The organism is Pseudomonadota bacterium (assembly GCA_026390555.1).
GTDB lineage: Bacteria > Bdellovibrionota_C > UBA2361 > UBA2361 > OMII01 > OMII01.
Map to the genome: position 1 here is coordinate 1 of JAPLFS010000082.1, position 4,343 is coordinate 4,343.

At 50.3% G+C, this 4,343-nt stretch carries 4 protein-coding genes; all 4 read left to right on the forward strand.

The genetic code is table 11. The features are described 5' to 3' along the window. Positions 1–555, forward strand: a 555-nt coding sequence (locus NTV65_11190) for an alpha-ketoacid dehydrogenase subunit beta (GenBank protein ID MCX6115760.1), incomplete at its 5' end; no start/stop codon positions are given. A gap of 25 nt (positions 556–580) precedes the next feature. Then, the gene (locus tag NTV65_11195; GenBank protein ID MCX6115761.1) at positions 581–1,099 is read left to right on the forward strand and encodes a gamma carbonic anhydrase family protein; all 519 of its coding nucleotides are present in this window, start codon (positions 581–583) and stop codon (positions 1,097–1,099) included. 118 nt (positions 1,100–1,217) lie between these two features. Beyond that, a complete protein-coding gene (locus tag NTV65_11200) occupies positions 1,218–3,569 on the forward strand; it encodes a hypothetical protein (protein ID MCX6115762.1) in 2,352 nt (783 codons plus the stop codon). A 273-nt stretch (positions 3,570–3,842) separates the two neighbouring features. Next, a partial coding sequence (locus tag NTV65_11205; GenBank protein ID MCX6115763.1) for a hypothetical protein occupies positions 3,843–4,343 on the forward strand: 501 nt, incomplete at its 3' end.

A 4,343-nucleotide genomic window follows, 5' to 3' on the forward strand; every position in this document is an offset into this window, starting at 1 on the left:
CCTGGATTAATCGTTCTTGCACCTGCAACCCCCTACGATATGAAGGGGCTGCTTAAGAGCGCTATCCGAGATGATAATCCGGTTGTCTTTTTTGAGTCGGAGCTTACCTACGGCAAGCGTGGCCCCGTTCCTGAGGGTGAGTACCTTATTCCGATCGGCAAGGCTGATATTAAGCGTGCCGGAAGCGACGTGACCCTGATCACCTGGTCAAAGAACCTATTTATAACGCTAGAGGTCGCTGAGGCGCTCGCTTTAGAGGGCATCTCGGCTGAGGTAGTGGATCTACTCTCTCTGCGTCCACTAGATAAAGAGACGGTGCTTAACTCCGTTGCGAAAACGCACCGTTGCGTGGTCGTTCAGGAGCAGCACGAGGTAGCTAGCTACGGCGCCTACCTAGCGCACATGATTACCAGCTCCATTTTTGATGAGCTTGATGCCCCAGTTGGTTTAGTGTCGATGCTTGAGGGCCCGATGCCGTATTCAAAGGCGCTTGAGGTTGTTCTGATTCCGAGTAAGGAGCGGATCATGGCCGCAGTTCACGCAGTTTGTAAATAATCAATATCACTAACGACTGCAGACGATGCCTATAGTTTCATTTGAAACCCATACGCCAAAGATCGACCCCTCAGCCTTTATAGCTCCAGATGCCTGGGTGATCGGTGATGTAGAGATCGGAGCAAGGTGCTCAGTCTTCTTTAACGTTGTAATCCGGGGTGATATTCAAAAGATCTCAATAGGGGCTGGCACTAATCTGCAGGAACATGTGCTAGTGCACTCGTCCTACGATATGGAGAGCGTCACTATCGGCATGAACGTGACGGTTGGGCACCGTGCCATTATTCATGGCTGCTCTATCGGCGATCACTCACTAATAGGCATGGGGGCTACGATTTTAGATAACGCCCAGATCGGAGAATACTGTATTATCGGGGCACACACCTTGATCCCAAAGGGTATGATCATTCCACCTCGCAGCCTAGTGATGGGCACACCGGGCAGGATTTCGCGCCAAATTAGATCAGATGAAGAGCAGGGGCTTATCACCTCGGCGCTTAAGTATCAGGAGCTTGGTGCTACTTATCGAAACAGCCTGCGATAAAGGACTCTCTTCTCTTAATTTAATTTCGAACTAAAATGAACACCTAACGCCCCCCATAGCCCCGCATAATTGAGAGTTTTTTTTTGACTAAAAGCTCTATCCAACGTAGTTAGAAGCTGTGCTTGCAAACCAAGACCTTCCTGGCCACATCCTAACCAGAGCCCAAGAACCGTGCATGCCCGTGGCTGACTCTGTAGCGATCTCAGTTATCGGGAACTCCCCCATATTGACGTCCGCAATGACACAGCTTTTGCAGAATGAGCAGTTAGCTTACGCAGTGCGCTCCCTGCTGCCTGATGGCGGGGGTAGGATCTCTATCGTTGAGAGAAAAACTAAGGAGCCAAATATCCAGCTCTCCTGCGATGGATTAGAGCTGGAGCTACCCCTTAAATTTCGCCAAACGCTGCTGCAGCAGCTGGTCGTTCGTTTTGCGATTCGCAACTCAGTTCTCTCCTCCCTAACCTGCCTGGCAGAAAACGGATCTCTACCTGAGGGGTGTAACGCTAAGCTAACTTTGTTGGCGGAGCTTTACTCCGGCAAGCCTATCAGTACCGACTCAGAGCTTCGCGCCGTTATATCGCCCATCATTAAAGGAGCAAGTAACTACATTACAGAGCTCACCGGACAAACTACCAAACGCCTAGAGAAGTTACACCTTGCTCGGCACTTTACCTCTGTCGAGAGTGCTAGCAAAGCAACAACAACCGTTATCTCCGCTATCTCACAGCTACGCGCGCTCTCATGGCTTACTGACCCGTCAACGGAGCAAGCACCATTTAATGGGCGCGGCGAACAGGCGCTAGATGCCCTAGTAGTTGGCCTTGCAAGGAGCTGGGAGCAGGCATTTTCCACTAACAGTGCTGCCGATCTTGAAAAAATCTCTGAGCTCTATTCTACCCTTCTATCGGCCCTTACCCGTGCTGGATATAACAAAGCTCCCCCCGTGTTTCTTATTCCTCTCAATGAAGCGCCTAGCATGAAAATTGATCTAGCTGTGCGACTGCGCCAGGGGATTATTACGCCCCCGGGCACCTCTGTGTTTACAACAAGGTCCTTTGCTCGCGCCTACATCGAGGAATTGCCAACTATCATTAAAACGCTCGCAAAGATGCGCGACTTAGAGGCAGAGGCTCGTGCCTGGACTACGAACGACGAGCAGCCCAACCAAGAGATACTTGAAGAGATCGTACCCAAGCTCTATATCCTGGCAAAGGATCTCACGACCATTAAAGACTCCACCCCAAACGAGCTCCCAGAGAGTATCCGCTTCTTTGTTAATGCCCTCGCTCGCCTGCGGATTCATGGTGGCAAGGAGGGGTTAACTACGTTCTCCTTATTAGCCTCCAATATCAACTCCGCTGAAGAAACTCGGCGTATGATGGAGAACCCCGAGGCCTTCGCACTGCTACGAATGCGTGACTATCTCGAGCTGCTTGAGTTCGTCGCGGCATGGCCGCTGCGCTCAGACTCACAACGCCTTCTAAGCGTAGAGAAGATGCTACCAAGGCTCAGTGACACCACGGCCCGCACCATATGGATACTGACAGGAAACTACATTACAAACCTCTCCCTGCACCTTAAGCACGAAAATAAGATCGACCCTAGCTCTCTCTCTTTTCTTGAAGTAGATCTGCGCCGCTTCGCACTGGCTGCAACTGAGTGCTTACAGCACAGCACTAATCCACTCATGCTAGCGGTTATACGAAAACTTTCGAGCGATGGCGTTGTCTTTGTAGAACGTGCCGTCACTGCTTTACGGCTAGGCAACTGCGAACTACCTGAACAACTAGAGCATCTGCACGCCCTTCCGGAGTCCTTTGGCGACTGCATGCACGAGCAGGAACTGAAGGGCTATGTTGAGAAGCTCCGCGCTCATATCGCTACTGAACTGCACGGGTATCCCGCGCTCGCCTTAACAAGGCTGACAGATTCATTTGACTCAGGAGATCTTGAACAGTTTGTAGATGTTGCAAATGAGGCATTACTTGTGGCGCGTGTTACAGATTGTCCAGACGAAATACGCTCTACTATAATTGCCCAGGTCGATCATACAGCACTTATGTTTATTAACCTGGTTGACGAGGGGTATAGAAACGAGATTAGAGCTAGAGAGTCTTGGAACAGGAAAAACAGCGCTACATATAAACCGTCGCTCGCATGTATAGAATCGCTCGGTGCGCAACTTGATCTATTTACACTTGTTGACTCGTTCCTCAGAAAACACTCCGCCCTCCTTCCTCCGGCTCGACTTAATCACCTAAATCAGATTGTGGTTACAACGCTTGGCTCTCACCCGGAAACTGTAGCGAAGATGCTTGAGAATATGCATACAGCTCTGCGTACAGGTGCCCCCTCTGACTTAGTTGTACAGCGCGCTCAGCTCCTACTGAAGATCCCTAACTGGACAGATCAGAGGACTAAGGGTGCTGAGCAGTGGCTCAGTAGCTTAAAGAACCTTTTGCGGCCCTAAGTACCCATAACTTACTGAACTAATTCGCACCCTGCTAATAAATAGCAATCACCCCCCCAACTAGGGTAATATGTGTGTGCTACGGGGGGCACAGAACCCTCCATAACAGTAATTATTCATATGGGTATCGACATCGAAGATATGTTTTAAGTACGACTCCTGGGCGCCTTGGCTCGCTACATAGTGTGGCCAGCGAAGGCGCCCTAGAGCTTGTAAAGTGTTTTACAGCAGGTGCGCGTTCTTTAGGAAGGAATGTGCAAAATGTTGAGATGCATGTTGGTTGTGGCCCTTTTAATGCTCGGAGTTACGCCGAGCGTTATGGGTCAGTCCGCAGAGACCCTCCAAAACCAAATCCAGGTGTTGGAGAGGATCGTGCAGAGGGAGCCAGATCCCGCTGTAAAGGAAGGTCTGCAAAGGCAGATCGACTCTGTCAAAGAGCAGCTGAAGAAGGCTGGTTCCCAGCCCATTCAGCAGCAATATGAAGCGCCTGAACCTCAGTACGGATCAGATTCGTACTATGATTCTAGGCCCTATGACCATAGGTACGCGGCGCAACCGCGCAACTACAACTATGGCCAAGCCAGGAACGGGAATCAGCAAATCAGCCCGCCGATCCGTTTTAACAACAACGGGGGTTATGGTGTGGGTGGATTGAATGTTACGCAAAGCGGTATTTACAGGAGAGGCACACCCACTCAGCCAGGTTTTGGAATTTCTAAATCTGGAACTAACCTGTATAATGTTAGGTATGGCAATCTTAGGTTTCCGATAAGA

Bases quoted from the DNA above. Each gene is read 5' to 3' on its own strand.
- NTV65_11195 (MCX6115761.1), top strand. From the start codon at position 581: ATGCCTATAGTTTCATTTGAAACCCATACGCCAAAGATCGACCCCTCA.